The 19,842-nt window shown below is 47.8% G+C and carries 21 protein-coding genes and 1 tRNA gene; 19 read left to right on the forward strand and 3 right to left on the reverse strand.

Annotation, left to right across the window (positions count from 1 at the left end; translation table 11 throughout):
• Window positions 1-21: 21 nt before the first annotated feature.
• The 9 genes from OXH18_RS05535 (at window position 22) to OXH18_RS05575 (ending at window position 8,907) form a co-directional block, all read left to right on the forward strand.
• Window positions 22-561 carry a DUF937 domain-containing protein gene (locus tag OXH18_RS05535; protein WP_268611413.1) on the forward strand — a complete coding sequence of 180 codons (540 nt, stop codon included), beginning with the start codon at window positions 22-24 and terminating at the stop codon, window positions 559-561.
• Window positions 562-685: 124 nt separating this feature from the next.
• The gene (locus OXH18_RS05540) at window positions 686-1,171 is read left to right on the forward strand and encodes a hypothetical protein (protein ID WP_268611414.1); all 486 of its coding nucleotides are present in this window, start codon (window positions 686-688) and stop codon (window positions 1,169-1,171) included.
• A 43-nt stretch (window positions 1,172-1,214) separates the two neighbouring features.
• The gene (locus OXH18_RS05545; protein WP_268611416.1) at window positions 1,215-3,758 is read left to right on the forward strand and encodes an HlyD family secretion protein; all 2,544 of its coding nucleotides are present in this window, start codon (window positions 1,215-1,217) and stop codon (window positions 3,756-3,758) included.
• A gap of 98 nt (window positions 3,759-3,856) precedes the next feature.
• Window positions 3,857-4,378 (forward strand): hypothetical protein, encoded by a 522-nt coding sequence (locus OXH18_RS05550; RefSeq protein ID WP_268611417.1) that lies wholly within the window; start codon window positions 3,857-3,859, stop codon window positions 4,376-4,378.
• Between the two features lie 590 nt (window positions 4,379-4,968).
• Window positions 4,969-5,721: a hypothetical protein gene (locus tag OXH18_RS05555; RefSeq protein ID WP_268611418.1), complete on the forward strand. Its 753-nt coding sequence runs from the start codon at window positions 4,969-4,971 to the stop codon at window positions 5,719-5,721.
• 80 nt (window positions 5,722-5,801) lie between these two features.
• Window positions 5,802-6,458 carry an SH3 domain-containing protein gene (locus OXH18_RS05560; protein ID WP_268611419.1) on the forward strand — a complete coding sequence of 219 codons (657 nt, stop codon included), beginning with the start codon at window positions 5,802-5,804 and terminating at the stop codon, window positions 6,456-6,458.
• 240 nt (window positions 6,459-6,698) lie between these two features.
• Complete coding sequence (locus tag OXH18_RS05565; protein WP_268611421.1) at window positions 6,699-7,178, forward strand: hypothetical protein; 480 nt, start codon at window positions 6,699-6,701, stop codon at window positions 7,176-7,178.
• Between the two features lie 121 nt (window positions 7,179-7,299).
• Window positions 7,300-7,956: a hypothetical protein gene (locus OXH18_RS05570; RefSeq protein WP_268611423.1), complete on the forward strand. Its 657-nt coding sequence runs from the start codon at window positions 7,300-7,302 to the stop codon at window positions 7,954-7,956.
• Between the two features lie 66 nt (window positions 7,957-8,022).
• Window positions 8,023-8,907, forward strand: coding sequence for a hypothetical protein (locus tag OXH18_RS05575; RefSeq protein WP_268611425.1), 885 nt, complete (start codon window positions 8,023-8,025; stop codon window positions 8,905-8,907).
• A 236-nt stretch (window positions 8,908-9,143) separates the two neighbouring features.
• Here the strand turns inward: OXH18_RS05575 and OXH18_RS05580 are convergent, their stop codons facing one another.
• Window positions 9,144-9,344, reverse strand: coding sequence for a hypothetical protein (locus OXH18_RS05580; protein ID WP_268611426.1), 201 nt, complete (start codon window positions 9,342-9,344; stop codon window positions 9,144-9,146).
• A gap of 674 nt (window positions 9,345-10,018) precedes the next feature.
• Between OXH18_RS05580 and OXH18_RS05585 the strand changes: the two genes are divergently transcribed.
• The 9 genes from OXH18_RS05585 (at window position 10,019) to OXH18_RS05625 (ending at window position 16,159) form a co-directional block, all read left to right on the forward strand.
• The gene (locus tag OXH18_RS05585; RefSeq protein WP_268611427.1) at window positions 10,019-10,246 is read left to right on the forward strand and encodes an addiction module protein; all 228 of its coding nucleotides are present in this window, start codon (window positions 10,019-10,021) and stop codon (window positions 10,244-10,246) included.
• Window positions 10,243-10,539, forward strand: coding sequence for a type II toxin-antitoxin system RelE/ParE family toxin (locus tag OXH18_RS05590; RefSeq protein ID WP_268611428.1), 297 nt, complete (start codon window positions 10,243-10,245; stop codon window positions 10,537-10,539). The genes OXH18_RS05585 and OXH18_RS05590 overlap by 4 nt, the downstream gene beginning before the upstream one ends.
• 121 nt (window positions 10,540-10,660) lie before the next feature.
• Complete coding sequence (locus OXH18_RS05595) at window positions 10,661-10,864, forward strand: hypothetical protein (protein WP_268611430.1); 204 nt, start codon at window positions 10,661-10,663, stop codon at window positions 10,862-10,864.
• Window positions 10,865-10,885: 21 nt separating this feature from the next.
• A complete protein-coding gene (locus OXH18_RS05600; RefSeq protein WP_268611432.1) occupies window positions 10,886-11,023 on the forward strand; it encodes a hypothetical protein in 138 nt (45 codons plus the stop codon).
• A 150-nt stretch (window positions 11,024-11,173) separates the two neighbouring features.
• Entirely contained in the window at window positions 11,174-11,551 is a 378-nt protein-coding gene (locus OXH18_RS05605; protein WP_268611433.1) for a hypothetical protein, read from the forward strand.
• A gap of 250 nt (window positions 11,552-11,801) precedes the next feature.
• Window positions 11,802-12,041, forward strand: coding sequence for a hypothetical protein (locus OXH18_RS05610; protein WP_268611434.1), 240 nt, complete (start codon window positions 11,802-11,804; stop codon window positions 12,039-12,041).
• Between the two features lie 5 nt (window positions 12,042-12,046).
• On the forward strand, window positions 12,047-12,460 hold the full coding sequence (locus OXH18_RS05615) for a type II toxin-antitoxin system VapC family toxin (RefSeq protein ID WP_268611436.1): 414 nt from the start codon (window positions 12,047-12,049) through the stop codon (window positions 12,458-12,460).
• 123 nt (window positions 12,461-12,583) lie between these two features.
• On the forward strand, window positions 12,584-16,000 hold the full coding sequence (locus OXH18_RS05620; RefSeq protein WP_268611437.1) for a two-partner secretion domain-containing protein: 3,417 nt from the start codon (window positions 12,584-12,586) through the stop codon (window positions 15,998-16,000).
• Window positions 16,001-16,027: 27 nt separating this feature from the next.
• Window positions 16,028-16,159: a hypothetical protein gene (locus tag OXH18_RS05625; protein ID WP_268611438.1), complete on the forward strand. Its 132-nt coding sequence runs from the start codon at window positions 16,028-16,030 to the stop codon at window positions 16,157-16,159.
• A 19-nt stretch (window positions 16,160-16,178) separates the two neighbouring features.
• Here OXH18_RS05625 and OXH18_RS05630 read toward each other — a convergent pair whose 3' ends face one another.
• A complete protein-coding gene (locus tag OXH18_RS05630; protein ID WP_268611439.1) occupies window positions 16,179-17,789 on the reverse strand; it encodes a slr1306 family protein in 1,611 nt (536 codons plus the stop codon).
• Window positions 17,790-18,085: 296 nt separating this feature from the next.
• On the opposite strand from OXH18_RS05630, the gene OXH18_RS05635 reads away from it, so the two are divergent.
• Window positions 18,086-18,943, forward strand: coding sequence for a DUF6492 family protein (locus OXH18_RS05635; RefSeq protein ID WP_268611440.1), 858 nt, complete (start codon window positions 18,086-18,088; stop codon window positions 18,941-18,943).
• A gap of 109 nt (window positions 18,944-19,052) precedes the next feature.
• On the opposite strand, the gene OXH18_RS05640 is transcribed toward OXH18_RS05635, so the two are convergent.
• Window positions 19,053-19,129 (reverse strand) — tRNA-Met (locus OXH18_RS05640).
• Between the last annotated feature and the right edge of the window lie 713 nt (window positions 19,130-19,842).

Below are 19,842 nucleotides of genomic sequence, written 5' to 3' on the forward strand. Positions count from 1 at the left end.
TGGAGATACTAGGAGACAATAATGGGACTTTTCTTTGACGTTCTCAGCGCAATTAATAATCCAAACCAACAGGGTAGCGTGGCTCAATTAGCCACGATTACCAACTCTCTTCAAGAACTGTCAGCCGGGCGAGGAATTCAACCCTCTACGATGCAGACTGTGATGTCTGTGTTAGGACAGACGATTCGTCCATCGTTGCAACAGCAGCGCGCGGTGATGGGCAGTAGCCAATTGGATAACTTGATCGGTCGCAGTGTTGGCAGCGGAGCGATCGCCTCTGTGATTCAATCGCTGTTTCCGGCCCAACTGCAACAGCAGCTTGCCGAAGGCATTGCCAAAAAAACCGGATTAAGTTCCACGATGATTCAAAGCATCTTACCCATGTTGTTGACGGCAGTGCTAGGAGTGTTCAGCATGGGAGCGCGCAAACCTTCTACCTCTACAAATGCAGCTAATCCGTTGCTTAGTGCGTTTTTGGATGGCGATCGAGATGGAAACACAGATCTAGGTGATCTTTTCAAGTTTGCTTCTCGGTTTATCAATGCGCCTCGGGCTGCTTAAGCAATTGAAGTACCTTCAATTTGCCAGGCTTTGGTCAGTCACAATATGGCTAAATGGGCTTGGCTTCATCACGTTGACTCCACCACGTTTCTTTTTTTCGTTCAGCACTTGACAAGGATAGGGTATGAGTACTACCACCGATTACACCCCGGAAGAGTTGACGACCTTGGCAGCGGCGGTCATGTTAAGTGGCATGGCTGTGTCAATGGTTGATGTTGGCGTGGTCTCGACGGCGATCGAAGCCAACGCCATGGCCCAAGAGGTTGCTGGAGCAGCAAAACGATATCCTGACAATGCGGTGATCCAAGCCCTATTCTCTGAGGACGCTGCTAGGCGTGCCAAGGATCAAGGTTTAAAAATTGAAGTGCGCCCGGAGGAGATGAAACCCGAAACGGCGGTCAATACTGCAATCGATCGAATCAATGCTGCATTGACAATTTTAAATACCAAAGCCACACCCGAAGAGATTCAGGAGTACAAAGAATTTATTTATGCCTGTGCCGATCGGGTAGCAAACGCAGCCGGTAGCGGATTGTTTGGCGCTGGTGAAAAGGTCAGTCCTCAAGAAGCGGCAGCACTAGATCAACTCAGAGTTGCCCTGGAACTGTGAAAGAAATGATCGATATCGTGATGGGCAATGCAATCGATCATTCGTGACGAATTCAATTCAATATGGAATCGACTCAGTTGGTAATTTTGATGACTTAAATCGGTTATTGCAGGGAGAGAATGGAGTGAACGGTCGATCGAATCCACTAAAAATTCAATTTGCGGGTGCATCTGCTCATCAACCAGTCAAACTTAATCAAGCAGAGTCACTTCATTTAGACGGTCATAGCGAACCGATCGAGATACAGGGTAATTCAATGCGGATGAATACGGTTGAGAATTCCGCGCTTAAGCAATCAGTGCAACAGCCTACTGAATTGATGGAGCACTCACTGTCGAACAATCCCACTACAATAGAGCAACCCTCCAGCGAGTCGTCATCATCTTGGCGCTGGTTGTTCACGGCACTCGTTTTGTGCTGTGCAGTGGGTGGGTTAGCCACACTCGCTTTTGTTTGGTTAACCTCGCTGCCCCCGCGGACCAATTGCGGTGAAATTTCTCCTTTGTCTCCAGATATCGATCGACTCTATTGTGCCCAAGCGGCGGCGGAATCGGGAGAATTAGACGATTTAATGACAGGGTTGAAACTGGTAGAGGCGTGGTCTCCTGATCATCCCCTTTATAATGAATCGCGCCGCTGGATGAAAGAATGGTCGCAATCGGTATTGGTGATTGCGCGTCAAAAAATGGCAGCTAGCGATATGGAAACGGCGATCGAGTTGGCCAATCGCATTCCCAATTCTAGCCCTCTATACGCAGAGGCCCAAAGTGCAATTGCTCAATGGCAAGAAAATTGGCAGATTGATGAAGCAATCTATGCCAAAGCACAAACGGCTCTTAAAAATCAAGATTGGGATAGTGTTTCGCACCATATTCTGGAGCTAAGTGAATCGCCCTATGATTACTGGAATACTGAAAAGGTGAATGAACTGGCTCAACAAGTATTGAGCGAAAAGAAGGCACGGCAAATATTAGCGCAAGCCAAGCGCACAGCCGAGGTGGAAACGCCTGACAATCTGCAAGCGGCATTGAAACTAGCCAAAACCTTGGACACTACGACGTATACCTGGATGGACGCACAACCCACTTTGACTCAGTGGGGAAATACACTACTGACCATCGGGTTCGATCGCTGGCGTGAAAAACGCTTTGATGAAGCAATTGCTCATGCGGAGGCTGCAAGTGTTAGTTCTGCTTTGGCAACCGAAGCACAACACTTAATCGATTTGAGTCAGGCGCGACAGTTGGCATTAGCCAGTGGTGGCAATTGGAAGCCTCAACCCAAGCACGTTTGGAACTTGATGGAAGCGGTCTCAGCGGCCAAGCGCATTCCATCGACTAGTCGCTTTTATGCTCAAGCTCAAGAGAGCCTGGCAAGTTGGGATGCACAACTGCAAGCCACCTCCCAGTTGCAGGTTGCTAATCTACTAGCAGACTTGGGACAGCGTGATTCATTGCAAACTGCTATCGCCCAAGCAGAACAAATTCCTCCGGCTCATCCCCGACGATTACAGGCTCAAACCTTGATCGCGTATTGGAAACAGGAAGTGCAACGAGTTGAAGACCAACCTTATTTGCTGTTTGCGCAACAGTTGGCGGAAGCTGGTACGGTTGCAGACTTGAAGCTGGCGATCGCCGAAGCCAGCAAAATTGAGGCAGGGCGGGTATTGCGTCATCAAGCTCAAGGGCTGATTTATGACTGGACTCAGCAAATTCAAGTTCTAGAAGATCAACCTCTTCTTGCCGAAGCAACCACCCAAGCGCAACAGGGCAACCTGACAGATGCAATTCGGATCGCGGCTCAAATTCCAGCCGATCGAGCCTTGTACGATGAGGCGCAAGCGGCAATTGCCGGTTGGCAAGCAGAATTAAACCGGATTGAAATCGCACGCACACGACCAGCCCGATCGAATGAATCGAATGTTGCTAATACGCCAGACTCGTCCTATCCTACTTCCTCCGCTCAAGCTGATCCAGAGTCCTTTGATTGGGTGCAGACACCTACGGTGGCAAAGACAGCCAAGGACGAACGCCCTGTCACCCCTCCATCGCCCCAATTAACTCCTGTGTTGCCACCTCAGGAAACGACCCGACAACCAGAACTTGCGCCACCTTCGCCTTTTGTACTGCAAGAGTCTGCTCCTTTGTATGAAGAGGAACCCGCTGCCCGATTTGAATATCGTTCTGATGGAGTGCCCCGGTTAATTCGTCGCCATTCTCACTCCTCTGATACTCCTGCTTCGGTCGTCAACGAACCTCCAGCCATCCGTGAGGTATTTCCCCCATTGGATGATGCCACCCTATTTGAAGAACCTCCGGAAGTGGCACCGGCACTGGAATCGATTCCTGTTGAAGCTGAACCCGTTGTGGAAGAATTGCCGTCCGGAACCGAATCTTCTGCGATCGAATCTCTCCTACCCTCCGAGTCTTCACAGTTAGAGGAAAGTGTTCCCTTATCGGTGGACTCGATCAACAAGAATGCATCGGATGAAATTTCTGAGGCTGTGGAACAGTCTTATCCGGTATCAATGAATGTTTCTGAGAATGAAATTGAACTGAATGTTGAGTTTAGCGATGGGTGGAATTAGGAATAGGGAGTCGGGAGTTGGGCTGGAGCATTAGACTCTAGTCAACTAATATTAATGAATAAATCAGAGATGAAATGATATTGTTAAAGCCTATTCCTATGCGATCGACCTTTATGCTGAAAAACTCTATGACTGTTTCTGCGATGAAGCGTGCATTGGTGCAGGGGTGTTTAGTAGGGCTAATGGGAGGGTTGCTGGTGGGATGCGAGTTTCTCAACCGCGATCTACTCAGCCAAAATTCCACAACCAATGCTCCGGCGACCGACTCAACGGAGACATCTCCTGGGGCAGAAACGGCAAACTCAACACCGGGTAATGCTTCCACCCAAACAGCGGGCAAAAATGTGGCGTGCGACACTCCCAGTCATTTCGCAGAGGTGACATGGCAAGATGGGGGCCCAAGTATGACCTATGTCGATAAACCCGATCGAACCAATTTTAGTCAGGTCACTCCAGTTGCCATTGTCAGTAATGCCGATGGCAGTACTACCTATGGATATGCAGGCGATTCAACGACCTATGTTCGCATTTATCCCAATGGTAGCTGTCTGGTGCAGACGATCGATGCTCAAGGAACAGTTACAGTTGAAGAATTTGGGCGGGTTGGGTTTGTTGAGTAGAGTGGGTTGAGGCATGCAGGGGGTTGCCTGACGGAACGTTCTACGGGGTTGGCAAATTGAATCAAGATTTGAATCAACACTAGGAGCGGTTCCCGATCGCCCCTGACTTCAGCGTCAATGGTAACAGGTGAATTGTTCTAGTCCAGAACCCTATGTCTCTACTTAATGCTTCTTAATTCTAAAGAAGAATCGGCAGACAATAGCCGCTGTTTTCCAAAGAAAAACTAAAATGTGTGCCGAATCACGTCGAAAGTGCACAGAAGTTTGATATTGTGCAAATGTGCTGGTTTCATAAGGTCGATCGTGCTTTCTCTGGCTATGCTGTGCCGAGACTTCGCATCAACAGACTTTAACGATCGCCTGACTGACCTATCCTGGTTTCCTGCCATTTCCATTGCCATGAGATGTTGGCCGATAGCCATTTCAGCAATCAATCCTTGAGGTTGGTTGACGGGAGAGTGCGGCCAATGGCAGCAATCAATCGTTGCTGATCTCACCAATTTTTTGAAGGACTAGAAGATAGCGTGGGTTGCTCATTCAACTAGCGTTCTTCCTTCACTGTTTGTCCTTTCCCCCAAGGAGACTCGATCGTGCATCAAGGGCTAAACTGCTATATTGTGCAATCTATTGTGCAACACCGAACGCAAGACTTTTTCAAAACTGCTACCAGAACAAGCATTAGCCAAACCATTCGGAAAACCATTCAGCAATTTATAGTCACAGGTTGCCTCGTTTTCCTATTGTTTGTGGTTCCGGTTGGAACGAGAGTTGCTCATGCCGATGATGCGATCTCGACGGCAACTCAAGAGTTTTTGAATGCTGTCAATGAAGCGCGAACAAACTTTGATACTTTTTCTCGCGAATCGAAGGATCTGTTGAGCCAAGGTATTCGCGAATCGCAAGCCATGCTAAGCGATCTGCCAACGCAGTTAGAGAAATTTGCTGCTGAGACTGACCTTACAACCCGCGATCGATTGCGACGGGACATTGTAGCAAAGCAGCAATCTTTGACAGAGTTAACTAACTCATTTGACACGCAAATTGCTGCCGCCGAGCAAGCTGAAAAACAATACAAAACAGCGATCGACGATGCCTATGATCTGTTCAAAAAATCGATTTCCCAAACTCAAGATGGTTTGAAAACCGAAACCCATGACAAGGTAGCGAGTTTAAAGCAAACCCTGAAGGAAACGGCAAAAGCCATTAGTAGTGTGTCAGATGGAACCAGTCGAATTACGACCGGCAAGGTTCCGTTTACGCCCACTCAATGGGATGAACAATTCTCGTCGTTAGAGGCGGTACTTGAGAAAGCTAGTGATGCGATTCAAGCGCTAGTTGAATAGTCGAAGTCGCAACCTATTCCTCATCCTATGTTTAGATTTTCGTTTGCCACGTTAATAGATGGTTTACAGGAGCATTCATTATGAAGAACTTTAAGCGATCGATTCAGTTATTCTCGGCGACGGCTGCCCTAGTCGCAATGACGGTTGTTTCAACCAGTACGATGGTTCAAGCGCAAGCCATCACGCCGGAATTAGAAGCCCAAGCGGAAGAAGCCTGTATCAATAAAGCTCGCGCCGATGGATTTGAACTTTCAGAAGTTGTAGATATTGCCGCAGTGGATGCAGACACGGTGAATGTGGTGTTGAACCTTACCCGTGATGGGCAACTGTTTAAACTAACCTGTGGATATACGGCCTCTAACCAAACTGTCACTACCACGAATGCATCCCGCACCTATGCTCCCTGGATTAATCCGTGGTTAGGTATTCTTCTGCCACTCTTAGTGGGGTTGCCGTTGCTGTTATGGTGGGCGGCTGGTCGTCGGGAAGACCGCGATCGGGTGGTCACCCGCGAGAGGACCTACATTGGCGAACGCTCAGAGGCAATTGTGCGAACTAGTGCCGATGGAATTAATGTTCACGCTGGCCCAACCAGCACCTCTCGCGTGACGGGCAATTTGCGCAATGGTCAGCGCATTGTGTTGTCCGGACGTTATGACAACGACTGGGTTGAGCTTGAAAATGGCGGTTGGGTGCCAGTGCGCTTTGTGGAAACGGCTACACGCTATGTCAATTAGGTGAAATTGGACGTTGCTTGGAATGGTTACAGTTAACTTCTTTCAAGCGAACATTTAAGCCTAAAAATTAGATAATTTCTGTTTTTAAAAGAGATAAAACAAGATTTTCACTGTTTTTCTTGTTTTGTCTCTTTTTAGCATTGATTAGCTTTTTGCTGCTTCAAGCTACGGTATGATCACCTCAGCATTGATTGTTTGTTGTGATTTTCGATGTTGTGATGTTGTTCTTGAAGAGGATTTATGAGCATCTATACCCCTGAAGAAATGAGTACGATCGCCTCTGCACCGATGATGATTGGCATGGCGATCGCCTCGGTTGATATGGGCATTGTTTCAACGGCCATTGAAGCCGCTGCGATGTCCAAAGAAATTACTGGAGCCGCCAAGAAGTATCCCAATAATTCCATTATTCATTCGGTGTTTGCCGATGAGGTGTTACGCAGCGGTGCTGTGAAAATGCAAAAGCCGGATGTGAAGTCGGAAGAAGTGCAATCGGGTGCCATTGTAGATAAGGCTCTGGCGGCAGTTGATGCAGCGGTGGCGATTGTCAGCAGCAAGGCGACTCCGGAAGAGGTGCAGGAGTATAAGCAGTTCATCTATTCCTGTGCCGATGCAGTGGCTAATGCAGCCGGCAGCGGTTTGTTTGGGTCAGGTAGCCCCAAAGTCACAGATAAAGAAGCCGCGGCTTTGACAAAGGTAAAAGCCGCCCTTGGCATCTAAAGTCATTGCCTCTCATCAACGCTTTTCAAGCTTGATTTCTTGCAATAGTTTGCAAGCTCGTTACAAGGTTAGTTACTTCTATTAATATTCAATTAATTCGCCTTAGTTTCAGGAGAAAACAATGATTTCCGATCGCTGGCTTAGGGTACTTGCTCCCATTTTCCTTAGCCTGTTGATATTTGTTTCAGCATGTGCCCCAAAGCAAACCTCTCGTTACTCGGATATTCAGAAGGAAACAACGCGCCGTGGTGCACCGTCGGCTGTGGTGAAAACGGCTGAACAGGGAGGTACGTTTAACAAGTTCTTCCCAGGGTCTATGGGTTCCTATGAGGTTGTGCCTGCTCAAGAGAAGAAGGGCTTTGCCGAGTACAAAATCAACCAGGATGGTAAAACGGTTGCCATGCTGACGATCAATGATACGCTAAGCTTGCCTTCTGCGGCTGCCAAGTACAAAACCAGCACTGAGAAGGTCGCTGGTTATCCGGCAGTCGATCAAGGCACAACGGCCACTGGCATTCTAGTGAACGATCGCTATCAAGTGAAAGTTCTTTCGCGAGATGCTTCGTTTACCCGTGAGGATCGGGTCGCGTGGCTACAAAAATTTGACCTGAAGGGATTAGCCAAACTAGAATCGGCTCCCGCTTCCACAACAGCGACAACTTCAAAACCCTCTAAAGCCGCAGATTCAACACCCACCCTGCCCAGATCGTCTAGAACAGCGGATTCTAAACCGAAGCTTGAGTTTCCTCCAGGTTTGTCTCCTCAGCCTGCGACTTAACGAGCGACGATCGCTGTACACCTCAACCTGAAGGGTTCCGCGCAGTTATAAGATAAGGAGATTACCGTGAGTAAACCAATCTATGAGTTGGTCGATGAGTTACCGAAAGGCGGCCTCACCGTATCAGCATTGCGATCGTTAGACTTCGTGGTGCCAGGACAGTGGGATAATTTGGTTGGCTTTGACAACACAATTCGCACCGTCACTGGCGAAACTGACGAAAGCCTAATTCAACAGATCGGCGAACGAGCCGTGGCGCTCTATAACGACAAGTCGCAAGGCTATCAGCGGGCCCTGTGGCTCTATGACACCGTTGACTCGGCCTCTGGGTTGCTGGGAACAGCAGCATTGGCTAACCGTATTGGGCAAGATTCGTTTTTAGGCTTTTTGAAGCACCTGACCCCCAAACCCGAACGGGCGCAAAGTATTGACCTCTGCGTTAAACTCGTCACGGAGTTGGTTGCCTTCTGCCAAATCAACGGCATTCCTGGCGACAGCATTGGCGATTTTTTGGCATCGCTGAAAGATTACAGCGGCGAGTCGTTGATGCGGATGGCGGCGTTGGTATCGTTTGATGGGTTGATTCCGCTGGGGCCTAGCTTCACCGATAAGGCCCTGTCGATGATTAAGGGGATGAATGCTTCCGAATTGGAGAAGAATCAAACCTTCAAAGGTGTCAAGGATTTGATTCCGGGCAACAATGATGCTGGGAAGCATGCGTTTATCACTGAAAGCTTTGAATCGACGAAGGGCTGGATGGACAGCTTTGTTGCGTCTAAAGGGCTAACTCAGGCGGGCTTGATTGATAACCTCTCGAAATTCATTGATTTCTCGAAAGATAAGGTGGATTATTTGGGCGCGTTATTGGATGTTTCGGTGAAATACTATCGCCACACAGGCATTCAAACGTTAGCACGTCGCTTAATTGAGCGGGCGGTCGCTGAAATCTAGCAGTTCTCTGAACCATGCTCGATCGATTCTCGTTTTGATTCATGTACCCCTCTTTCAACCTTGAGAGAGGGGTCTTTTCATTGATTCCTCTAAAAGCTGGCTGAATTATACTAATTCTCTAAACTTGTTCCCTAAACTTGGACTATTCATCACCGCATCTGTAAAGGGCATCACGCATCTGTAAGGGCATTTCGCGAAACGCCCTTACTATGGGTATAAGCTCTTGCCGCTGGCGTTTATCTAACCAACACCGTCATGTATTTGCCTGCTGCAAAAGGCGCGGGAATGATGGGGGTGAATTTCACCCGATCGTTGGTCATTTTGCGCACGTAAAACTCATTCATCTGGTGTGTCACTTGCTCGCGAGAACCGATAATCCAAATTTGTACCCGATCGTCGTCAACAATGGGCAATTGCTCGTTCCATTCTCCAGTCATGTTGGTATTCCTTTTTTGCGGATTGTGCTGCAAGCGCGATCGTGCTGAGACTCCAAGAATTGGGGGTTCCTCCCACGCTCCCAGTGGAGGACGGCTACATCTCCCGCACCCCCTCTAGAAAGGTAGAGTCAATGGGTAGAGTGGCAAGGCGGTTTGAACCCTCACACGACTCACCCATCACCGATTACCGATTACCGATTACCCATTCCCCAAAGCTCGATCGCATCTCTAGAAAAAGCCCAAGGTGTGAGAGACGGCTCTCAAACTTAATTGCAGCATCAGCAAGGCCAGATGATACACTCATCAAAGCCTGCTTCCTGCTGGTGTCAGGAAGTTAGGTTAGCTGGTCGGGGTTGTTGGTAGCTTCCCTGATCAGCGCTATACCTCACCTTGAACCGATGGGTCACTGGTCATCTCCGGGCTGGAAAAAACCAGTACTCGCCAGCATAAAACAAACGATCGAATTACACAAGCGTGGAGTGCAAAAAACCAGGCGATCGTTCACTGGTGTAGAGCAATGGCTGGGTTGAGTTCACCTGTTGCTGTCACGGTTATTGCATAGGCTGCTGCGTTTGCTGCGATCGAATCAACATTTCTAAAATTGACTGGAATCATAGCTAATTCCCTCAGCTTATCTTTTAAGATGAAGTCACTGACCTAATCAAATTGCTGCAATGAGTACTCATCCCTTGCTCAAGGTTGAAATTTCTCAACTTAGCATTGCTGAACGCATCCAACTCGCTGAAGACCTTTGGGATAGCATCCTGGAACAGCCAGACAAACTACCGCTGACTGATGCTCAGAAACAAGAACTCGATCGCCGACTGGAGCGATATCAGCAAGATCCGATGGCGGGTTCAACCTGGGAAGCAGTTAAGCAACGATTAGGCTTTCCTGAATGAGCTACAATCTCATCATTCGTCCCGAAGCAGAGTTAGATATTCAAGATGGTTTCAAGTGGTATGAAACGCAGGTTCCTGGCTTAGGGTCTGAATTTATCCGAGCCATTGATACGTGTCTGTCTGGCATCGGTCGCAATCCACTTGCCTATCCCCTGCTCTATCAGCAAGCACGACGAGCACTCGTCCGCCGTTTTCCCTATAGCATTCTCTACGTCTTTGATCAAAATACTGTTTCCATCATTGCTTGCTTTCACAGTAAACGCAATCCAAAATCCTGGCAAGAAAGACTTTAGCGTTTAGTTTGAGCAGTTCTTGGTGCTGCTCACAGTAGCCGATAATCTCACAGATGGCAGGTAGGGGCAAGTCCCAGTTTTCGGCTCCCTGCTCTGGCGATCGTTGATTAATCATCATGTCTTGCCAAACCGTAGAAGCAAGGAGTTTACACAAGCGTGGAGTGCAAAAAACCAGGCGATCGTTCAATGGCAAGAAGCAATGGCTGGGTTGAGTTCACCTCTGGCTGCAACCGTTATTGCATGGGCGGCTGCATTTGCTCAATTGGTCACTGCAATTGTTCAATCGGCTACTGCATTTGCTCGATCGCTAGCTGCATTTGTTTGATCAGCAACTCCATTTGCTCAATTGGTTATTGCATTTGTTAAATTTGTCACTCTATTTATAGCATTGCTTGCTGCATTTTCACCTTTGCCGATCGCCTTTGCTGGATCAGCGCAAGGCGTTTCTGCATTGGCGATCGCCATCTTAGAATTGCTGCCCTAAATTGCAGAAAACTTCTATTATTTACGCAAATACACAGAAAAAATTCAGCTTTTCAGTTAAAAATATTGCTTAAACTCACAGAAATACGCATCCCAAATCAATTGGCTTTTGGCTATTTTAAGAGCAACGATTTACAGGAGAATCATTTCTATGGTACTTAAAACACGTGGCTCTGCGGCTCTTGACAAAGCACAACGGCGTCTGGCTTTGCTCAAATCTATTGAGGAAAATCTGGATCTGGGATATGGATTGACCGTTACCGCCTATGGCCAATTGATTGATCAAACCCGCGCCATGCTGGAAGCTCACAACACGTTGCTGTCTGAAATTGAAGAATCTCGCAAGACCATGAACCAGATGGACAGGGCGCTTTCTGAACTATCTGGGCGAATGCTGAGCGGTGTCGCGACTAGGTATGGCCGAAACAGTATGCAGTATCTCAAGGCAGGCGGCTCCAACCGCACGCGCAAGAGCCAACCGTCCCAATCTGCTGCACCTGAAACACCCCCACCAACCCAAGCGGCTTAGACAAGCATCACCACAGGTGTCATCAATTAGTTCTTAGGCTTGGGAAGAAACTGTTCTGAAGGTTGATATACCAAAACAGGCAGAATTAGTCGATCGCGCTTCTCAAGCTAAGCAGGATTCTACGCATTCTACGTAAAATTTAACCTTTTTTTGCTACCCGATCGAATTATCTGCCATGATTTGGCTAAATCGCCATCTTTGGAGCGAATGTTAAACTTGGGAAAAACGGCTTTGTAAGATTAACCAACCCATGAAACTTGATATTCAGCTTGACGACGAATACATCCAAAAACTTTCATGCATCCAGCAACAAACCCAACAGGATGTAACAGAGGTAATCAAGGCATCGATCGATTTGCGCTATCAGCAGCTTCAACAAACAGATGATTCACCGACAAAGCTCCAACAGAGTCAGTTTATTGGTAGCTTTGAAGCTGAACCTGATCTTGCGGCCAATGCTGAGGCAATTTTGCGCTCAATGTTGCAATAGAAAAAATGATTATTGCAGACACTGGATTTTTTATTGCAATTGGCAATCGCCGCGATCAAGATCATCTACGTGCTGTACAGATTCTTGCTTCGCTAGATGAACCATTAATTACTACTTATCCTGTGATTACTGAAACATGCTATCTGCCCTCTGCAAGAGCGGGACATGTCGTTCAATGCAACTTTTTGAAAGAATTTGTCGCTGGTGCATTTGAAGTGTTCAGCTTGCAGCGTGAGCATGTTGAACGCATGATTGAGTTGATGGAATGCTATGCGGATTTGCCAATGGATCTAGCTGATGCATCTCTCGTTGTATTAGCAGAAAACTTAAAGCATGGACGGATTCTAACTACCGATCGTCGAGACTTCAGCATTTATCGGTGGAATAAAACCAATTCCTTTGAGAACTCGTTAAACTAGCTCCTTATCACGTTGCCTAAGCTAAGCAAAACTCTACACAAAAATTTAACCTTTTTTTGCTACCTAATTGATCGATCCATCTGCCATGATTTGGCTAAGCTGCTACTCAAGTTGAGCAAACTCATGAGAATCAGGATCGATCGTCTGGTTCGGTTGGGAATCACCAGTGCTTTCACTGTCACAGGTCTATTGCTGGGGTTAAGATATTGTGACAGCGCCAATGCTCAAAGCCGGATTGAACCAGATGAGACGTTGGGAAGTGAACGATCGCAAGTTCGAGGGTTGAATAGCACCATTGACTTGATTGAAGGCGGTGCAACGCCAGGCCGCAACCTCTTTCACAGCTTCCAAGAATTTAATATTGATGCTGGACGAGAAGCTTATTTCATTCATCAGTTAGGTATCGACAATATCTTTTCACGGGTTACAGGCGAAACGCGATCGGAAATTGATGGAGTATTGGGAACTCGTGCATTTGAAAATGGTGCGTTTGTTGGTTCTACTGCCAATCTTTTTTTCATTAATCCGAATGGTATTCTATTCGGCCCTAATTCGAGTTTAGATGTCGGTGGTTCATTCGCTGCAACAACCGCCGATGGTATTCAGTTTGGTGAAAACGGTTTTTTTAGTGCCACAAATCCAGAAGCCCCTTCGCAGTTATTGACGATCGATCCTTCTGCGTTTTTCTTTAATCAGCTTCCCGTCGGCAGTATCACGGTACAGTCTACGACTCCGGTCATTTCTGGCATCAACGGTTTATTTGTTCCACTAGGAGAGAATCTGACGCTGCTAGGAGGTGATGTCAATATTGAGGGAGGTGGACTGAATGCCCTCGGAGGACGAATTGACATTGGTGCGGTTAGTGGCGCTGGAACTATTGGATTCAATAGCAATGGCAGTTTCAATGTTCCAACAAGCATTCAGCGCGGAGATGTTGTTTTTACTGATGCAGCTAGGGCAGACGTGGGAACATTGGAAAGCGGCGGTGATATTGCTGTTACTGCCCGATCGATTACAGTGGCTGATGAAAGTGTATTGTTTGCCGGGATATTCCGAGGGCAAGGATTTCAAGGAAGTCAAGTAGGTGATATTCGGCTGGATGCAACAGAGCGAATTCTAATCGCTCAAAGTAATGTCTTCAATGCAGTTCTGACAGACGCAACTGGCAATGCAGGAAATATTGAGATTGCTACTCCTATTCTGGAAGCCCTGGATGGGGCATTGCTGGCTACTATTACCCTTGGACAAGGCAATGCTGGCGACATTACCATTAACGCTGGTTCAGTATTTTTGACCAATGGTGCTCAACTGGTTGCTAATACCCTTGGACAGGGCAATGCAGGTAACGTAATGATCAATGCCACCGATCGGGTCACGTTTAGGGAAAGGAGTACCGATGGACGATTTCCGAGTGCTGCCTTCAGCAGGGTTAGTGAAACCGGCAATGGTGAGGGTGGCAACATTGAGATTACCACGCCTATCCTAGAAGTGCTTGATGGAGCAGGACTAGTCGCTAGTACCTTGGGTCGAGGCAGGGCTGGCAACGTGATCATCAATGCAACCGATCGCGTGTTGCTGGATGGCACCAGCAGTGTTGGTCGGGTTTCCAGTGCAATCTTCAGCACGGTAGGAGAGGGAGCAGTCGGACAGGGGGGCAATATTCAAGTCACTGCTGGCATCCTTGAAGTTCTCAATCGTAGTCAATTAACGACTAGTACGTTTGGCAATGGCAATGCAGGAGATATAAGCATTACGGCTCGTGAGAGAATCACGCTTGCGAATGGAGGCACGCTAAACGCAGAAACATTTACGCAAAGTTCCGCTGGCGACATCTTTGTTAACACTGATATCCTCACTGCTAGGGCTGGTTCTTACCTAACCTCCAGTACTTATAGAGGTGGCAGTGGCAATGCCGGAAATGTGATCATCAACGCCCATACGGTGAACTTTGACGGCACAAATCAAAATGATTTTATATTACGTGAATTCAATACGGGTTACACAGGTGCCTACAGTACCTCTGAAGGTGGAACTGGAAGTGCGGGAACAGTTGAAATCAATACCGAACGACTTCTCGTTCAAAACGCTGCCGAAGTAGCCACTCGTATGTTTGGAGGGGGAAATGCAGGGAATATCTTAATCAGAGCAAGCGATTGGGTTCGCTTTGATGGTGGTTTTGCTGTTAGCACAGTCGGGAGGGAGGGGGTTGGACGGGGTGGTGACATTCAAATCTTTACTGGCTCTTTATTTCTCACCAATAATGGTGAACTAAATGCCAGTACTCGCGGACGAGGTGATGCTGGCAACGTGGTGATCTCAGCAAGCGATCGGATCGTGTTTGATGGAGGGGATGTCTTGAGCCTGGTTGGTGAGACTGGCAACGGAGCAGGCGGCAACATTGAAGTTACCACTCCCATTCTAGAAGTGCTTGATGGGGCACAACTGATCGCTAGTACCTTTGGACAAGGTAGGGCTGGCAATATCATTATCAATGTATCCGATCGCGTGTTGCTGGATGGAGTTAGCTCCAATGGGTTCTCTAGCGCACTTTTTACCAGTACCACCACAACAGCAACGGGTAGAGGAGGGCGTATCACGATTACCACACCTGATTTGCGCCTTACTAATAGGGCGGTCATCAATGCCAGAACTGAGAATTCCCAACGTGGCGGCAGTATCATCATCCAAGCCGATCGGTTTGAAGCCTTCAACGGTGGACAAGTGATCACCTCTACCCTGGGACAAGGGCAAGCCGGAAACATTACCATCAATGCCGATCAGGTGCGCTTATTAGGCAGCGATTCCACCTTTGCTCAACGAATTGCAGACCCTACTTTGAGGTTGCGTGTTGCCAATGAAGGCAACGGAGAAAGCGGCTTGTTTGCCAACACTCGTGCTGGTTCCACAGGCGACGGTGGCAGGATTACCGTCAATAGCACGAACTTAACCCTAACCGATCGCGCTCGTATCTCAGCCCGCAGCGAAGGCACAGGTATCGCTGGAGATATTGAAATTAATGCGTCTGGATTATTAGAAGCAAGAAATGGTGATATTGAAACGATCGCCACCAACTCATCGGGTGGAGATATTAATGTAGAAGCCGATCGCATTCAGTTGTACGGAGACAGTGACATTCGCACAAACAGCAGCGTAGATGGCGGCAATATTACTCTCAGTGCCAGTTCAATTCTCGCCTTTGATGACAGTGACATTATTGCAGCAGCAGGCAATCAAGGTGGTGACATCACGCTCAATACAGCCGCGTACTTTGGTGAAAATTATCAAGCGGATACAGTAGATCAAGATCCAGAGAGTTTGGAAGGGAACGATCGCGCTGACATTAACGCATCGGGAGCGCAACCGGGAAATATTACCACACCGGATACGAGTTTGGTGCAAAACAGTTTAACGGAATTGCCCGATACGGCGATTGATACTGATACCTTAGTGGCGAATAGCTGTGTCGTGCGTAGTGAGAATGGTAGTAACACATTCACGATTACTGGAACCGGAGGATTGCCTCTGCGACCAGGCGATTGACCATTGTTGCCCTATGAGACTAATCCAGTGCGATCGGTTTCGGGTGCAAGCAGTGTTGACGACGATCGATCGTGGCAACCGGGAGACCCCATTGTAGAGCCGCAGGGAGCTTACCAACTAGAGGATGGTCGTTGGGTGTTAAGTCGCGAGTGCTCTTGAGCAGAATGCCAACTTCTGCCTAGCCTGATGCCTGTACCTTCGTCTCGATCTCAGATTGAATAGCAACTTCAGTTTGCGTAGATTGAGGCAGAAAACGACGAATACCCTGTTTCACCAATCGCTGCACAAACAGCGATCGTTGATTGTCTTGCAATACGGCTTTGATTTTTTGCACCAAGCGATCGAGTTGAAAAGGCGTTTCAGATTGGACCTGAAGTTGCAGGCTTTGTTCCTCGAAATATTCCACCAAGCTTAGCCCAGCAATATGTGTTAAATAGGCAGCACTTAACCCTTGCAGCGTTCCTCCAGCAACATAGGTCAGGGCATGGCTTTTCAACAGTGGGCCGATCGCTTGGGTTGCCATCTCAACAAGACCCAGCTTCACCATTTGTTCAGCCAACTGAACCATCACCGTTTTAGCTTGATCGATCGAAAATTTTTGTTGGTAAATCGCTCCCAGATCTACCACCAGTTGGGCTGTCACCGAAGCAGTAGCAATAAGATCCAGACTGGGGACAGGGTTTGCAAAGGCCGCGGCCGCAGCAATCCATTGATATTGCTCAATGATCGGAATCGCACGAGTACGACGAAACTGATTGAGTTCGTTTTGCACCACAATATTTAACACCTTGGCCTGCCGCAAAACCGTATTGAGAATCAACTGTGATCCGTCTTGAGCAACGATATCTTTCAAACGGGCTTTCAGTAGCCCAATGTCAGGCTCAGGGTGCTCTAAGGTTTCTTGCACAGAACCATCAAACTGCTGTCGGCGCACAATGACCGGGGCGGGTTGGGCCGCGATCGCCACAATATCCTCAGCCGCAATTAACCCCTGCATCCGTTCACGCAACCGCTGCAAAATCAGCGGTCGTTCATCTGGCAAATATTGATCTTGTTTATTGAACAACAACAACACTCGTTGATGGCGCTGAACTAACGGCTCGATCGCCCGGAATTCTGAATCTCGCAAGTCGCCCGTCGTAACAAACAGAACGAGGTCGGCTGTATCGATGTCTTGGGTTGCTTGATGTTGGGGTTCTTGATGTGGCTCAGGGGTTAGATCCGGAGAGGTTGGCTCAGTAGAACCCGCGGCTGGTTGCTCTGGTTCAACCGTTGGCTCAGCCATAGCGCTCTCTGTCGTGCCAGACATAAGGCTTGCATCGATCGCAGCAGGCACAGGCAAATTTTGAGTTTTCAACAATTCTACCAGCGTTGTTTTTCCCACTGCCTTGCCGCCTGTCACCGCTAAGCGCAACTCTTGGCGATCGAGTTCTTGCCGCAGTGCTGCTAATTGTTGCCGCAGTTGAACCACCAATTCCTGCATGGTTTGAGCGGTTGCCGCATTGAGATTGGCCGCTTGGCTTTCTGCTTCTAGTTGTTGAATCCGGGTTTCCACATCCCCCAGCGCCCGATTTACCGCTGTGCGATCGAGCACAACCGGCGCTTGAAATGTCAGCCCTAACTGCCCTCGCTGTTTCAGCAACCAGAGTCCAGACCCCAGTGCTGCAATTCCCCAAACAGCAGAGTCAGCCAAGTGAGTCAAACTCGGATCAATGGCGCTGAAGACCCAAGCACCAACGGTTAGACCAAGCCCACCAACTAAAATTGGACGCCGCAATAGAGAAGCCATAGGACAAAGCAGTGAAGCGCAAGCAGGTAAACATGGGTAGGCAGTGTCTATCCTGGGTGTGACTAAAGTGTCAGCGGGATACATCTTTCCTAACCCATTTAACGGTAACATAGCCAGCAACTCACTTAGTCAAGACCGGGAGTAAGGAAAACCCGATCGACAGACTCGTAATTAGAACGGTCATTTCTACTGCGTCTTACTTAGATAGCTTGGAAAGAAACGCTTCAACGAAGGCAGAGTGTGTCGCTGATCCATCAATGTTTCTATTGCCAGTTCAATAATCAGGGAACTTAACCATGACAACATTTCGCTTTAGCCTCATTACTCCCAGCTACAAACCAGACTTTGAGCGCTGTCAGTTGCTGTGTCGTAGTATCGAAAAGTTCGCTCAGACTGCCATTAATCACTACATTGTTGTCGATCGTCAAGACTTAGCGCTGTTTCGCCAATTGCAGGGAGCGCAAACTCACATTGTCACGAAAGAAGAAATTGTACCCTGGTGGATTAAACGATTACCTAGAGTAAATGCTTGGCTAAATTTTAGAGGATTGCCAATTCGTGGCTGGATTCTTCAGCAAATTATTAAACTGGCAATGGCTGAAACCATTACTGATGAAGTTTTAGTGTTTATTGATTCAGATGTTTTCTTTATTCGACCGTTTAATCTCGAAGATATCTTTATTCAAGACGATAAGGTTCGATTATTTCGAATCGCTCAAAGAAGTCCGTTTCCAGAGTATGAGAAAACCGCCATTGAACTCCTCGGAATACCTGCCATTCCCTCCAATAAATATATTGGGCAAATCGTCTCTTGGAAGCGCGATAATGTTCTAAAACTGCATCGGCACATTGAAGCGGTGTCAGGAAAACATTGGATAGCAGCCGTTGCCAGCCACTGGCATCTATCAGAGTATGTGCTTTATGGCGCATTTGTAGACTATATTTTGCAGGAGCAAGCAGGACATTATTATGACGAAGGGGCATACTGTCTTGGATATTGGAAAGATGTCCCCTTGTCTAAGCCACAGCTAGAAGAATTTTGTCAGCGCATTCAGCCAGAACATATCGCAGTCATGGTCTCGGCAAAAGCCGGAATGACCCCTGACGATTATGCAACTTCGATCGAAGAAGCAGCCTATGTGACAAACAGCTAGAGCAACTGACAGGGAAGTAGCGCCGTTCAGAGACCAAGCCTATTTCTAGCCAGAGAGCTACTCCCAAATCAAAAACCTCCTGAAATTACTCAGGAGGCTTCTAACTAGATGGTGGCGGGGAGCGGATTTGAACCACTGACCTTCGGGTTATGAGCCCGACGAGCTACCAGACTGCTCTACCCCGCGTCGAACTTTATTTAGTATAGCGAGGGATTTACAGCTTTGACAACCAATTCCAAAAATTCCTGTAACTTGTCCGCATCCCAAGCCTTCTGTCGAAGCAGACGAGGAGCATTTGTTCCAGGGTTTGGGGTTGAAGTCCCTGCGCCCTCGCGTAGGAGCAGAGATTGAGGGATGTTGTGTCTTCCAAAGTTCCGTTGCTAGCAAGGTAAGGAGACGGGCGTTCCGTGAACTGTTCGATATCAACAACACTTTAAAAATTGATGAAGTTCCGTGAAACCGCTGTGATTTTCCGTAAAGTCGGAACTCACGCTGATTACATTAGTAGAACTCCGTATACTTCGATCGGCCGATAGGTTCATTATGTATCGGACAGTTCGCTTAGACGCCGAGGAATAAAGGGAATGTTTGCACTCAACAACATTCAGTTGCTTTTTCTTGCCGCCATTCAACAACGCTTCTTGAAAAGCGTTCTCTTTGTGAAGCGGGAAGTCTTCCTTGTTGCCGTTGCTGCCGCGCGTGTTCCGGGTGGATGTTGTCCACCTTGAAAGCTTCTCTGTGAGTTTCAGAACTAGTCGTTGTCCATTGTTGGAGACTAATAGTGGAAACTAGCTCCACTGACAGCTTTGTTTCTTTCGATAGATAGAACAAGTCGAACCGTTTCTTGAGTTCGCAGCCAGCGCTTAACGGTGTTAGATATTCCTCATGTGTTTATCTAC

Source organism: Thermocoleostomius sinensis A174, assembly GCF_026802175.1.
Lineage (GTDB): Bacteria > Cyanobacteriota > Cyanobacteriia > Elainellales > Elainellaceae > Thermocoleostomius > Thermocoleostomius sinensis.

Excerpts from the sequence above, each read along its gene's own strand:
- OXH18_RS05580 (WP_268611426.1), bottom strand. The coding sequence starts at position 9,344 with ATGACTGGAGAATGGAACGAGCAATTGCCCATTGTTGACGACGATCGG.
- OXH18_RS05540 (WP_268611414.1), top strand. The coding sequence starts at position 686 with ATGAGTACTACCACCGATTACACCCCGGAAGAGTTGACGACCTTGGCA.
- OXH18_RS05585 (WP_268611427.1), top strand. The coding sequence starts at position 10,019 with ATGAGTACTCATCCCTTGCTCAAGGTTGAAATTTCTCAACTTAGCATT.
- OXH18_RS05615 (WP_268611436.1), top strand. The coding sequence starts at position 12,047 with ATGATTATTGCAGACACTGGATTTTTTATTGCAATTGGCAATCGCCGC.
- OXH18_RS05535 (WP_268611413.1), top strand. The coding sequence starts at position 22 with ATGGGACTTTTCTTTGACGTTCTCAGCGCAATTAATAATCCAAACCAA.
- OXH18_RS05570 (WP_268611423.1), top strand. The coding sequence starts at position 7,300 with ATGATTTCCGATCGCTGGCTTAGGGTACTTGCTCCCATTTTCCTTAGC.
- OXH18_RS05590 (WP_268611428.1), top strand. The coding sequence starts at position 10,243 with ATGAGCTACAATCTCATCATTCGTCCCGAAGCAGAGTTAGATATTCAA.
- OXH18_RS05635 (WP_268611440.1), top strand. The coding sequence starts at position 18,086 with ATGACAACATTTCGCTTTAGCCTCATTACTCCCAGCTACAAACCAGAC.
- OXH18_RS05620 (WP_268611437.1), top strand. The coding sequence starts at position 12,584 with ATGAGAATCAGGATCGATCGTCTGGTTCGGTTGGGAATCACCAGTGCT.
- OXH18_RS05565 (WP_268611421.1), top strand. The coding sequence starts at position 6,699 with ATGAGCATCTATACCCCTGAAGAAATGAGTACGATCGCCTCTGCACCG.
- OXH18_RS05550 (WP_268611417.1), top strand. The coding sequence starts at position 3,857 with ATGCGATCGACCTTTATGCTGAAAAACTCTATGACTGTTTCTGCGATG.
- OXH18_RS05560 (WP_268611419.1), top strand. The coding sequence starts at position 5,802 with ATGAAGAACTTTAAGCGATCGATTCAGTTATTCTCGGCGACGGCTGCC.
- OXH18_RS05605 (WP_268611433.1), top strand. The coding sequence starts at position 11,174 with ATGGTACTTAAAACACGTGGCTCTGCGGCTCTTGACAAAGCACAACGG.
- OXH18_RS05630 (WP_268611439.1), bottom strand. The coding sequence starts at position 17,789 with ATGGCTTCTCTATTGCGGCGTCCAATTTTAGTTGGTGGGCTTGGTCTA.
- OXH18_RS05610 (WP_268611434.1), top strand. The coding sequence starts at position 11,802 with ATGAAACTTGATATTCAGCTTGACGACGAATACATCCAAAAACTTTCA.